The organism is Streptacidiphilus monticola, from assembly GCF_042658505.1.
Classification (GTDB): Bacteria; Actinomycetota; Actinomycetes; order Streptomycetales; family Streptomycetaceae; genus Streptacidiphilus; species Streptacidiphilus monticola.
In genome coordinates this window covers 1,737-2,357 of record NZ_JBHSQJ010000140.1, presented here as the reverse complement: position 1 = coordinate 2,357, position 621 = coordinate 1,737, and the positions used below count along the sequence as shown (strand labels likewise).

The 621-nt window shown below is 38.6% G+C and carries 1 protein-coding gene; it reads right to left on the bottom strand.

The annotated features are described in order from the left end of the window. Nucleotides 1–195: 195 nt before the first annotated feature. The coding region (locus ACFP3V_RS27565) for a hypothetical protein (RefSeq protein ID WP_380589018.1) at nt 196–621 on the bottom strand (426 nt) is incomplete at its 5' end.

Below are 621 nucleotides of genomic sequence, written 5' to 3'. Positions count from 1 at the left end.
CTTTCACCAAATCTTTATAGTGAAAGCTTAGTTTTACTTATAAGGTCATCCATAATTTATACTTTCTGACGTTGTTAAAAATTTGTGTATCTTTTGATTTAAATAGAGTAGGGTAACCTTTCTCAAGGCTACCCCCTCATCAAACCGCACGTGCCCTATTAAGGCATACGGCTTACCAGCGTGTTACATTGCTTATCAATCAGTTACTAATCGTTGGCTGGCATTCATTTTTCGTAACCGGTCAGGAGTAAAGTATTCCTGACCGGTTTCTTTTGCTCTAGCTATGGTTCTTTTCTGTTTGGCTTGTTGAGTCTGGTTCATTCGCTGGATGTAACTTTCCAGCGTAAACCCGTAAATTTTGTGGTAGAAGTACCAATACGCAGGGATAAGACCAATTCGGACGTAAAATTCGTTATTCCATTTTCTTGTCATTTTCCATCCTTTTCTTTGGCTTGGATGGTCATGTATCATAGCTACACGTAGCCTTTTTCTTATATAACCATCAATGGCCTGCAACTCTTTGCCAAAAGTTTTATAGAAGCAATGGCTGCCTATGCCGTATTGGGCATTTAACTGTATAGCTTTGTGTATCGTATGAAAGTAATTCACTTTTCCGCGTAT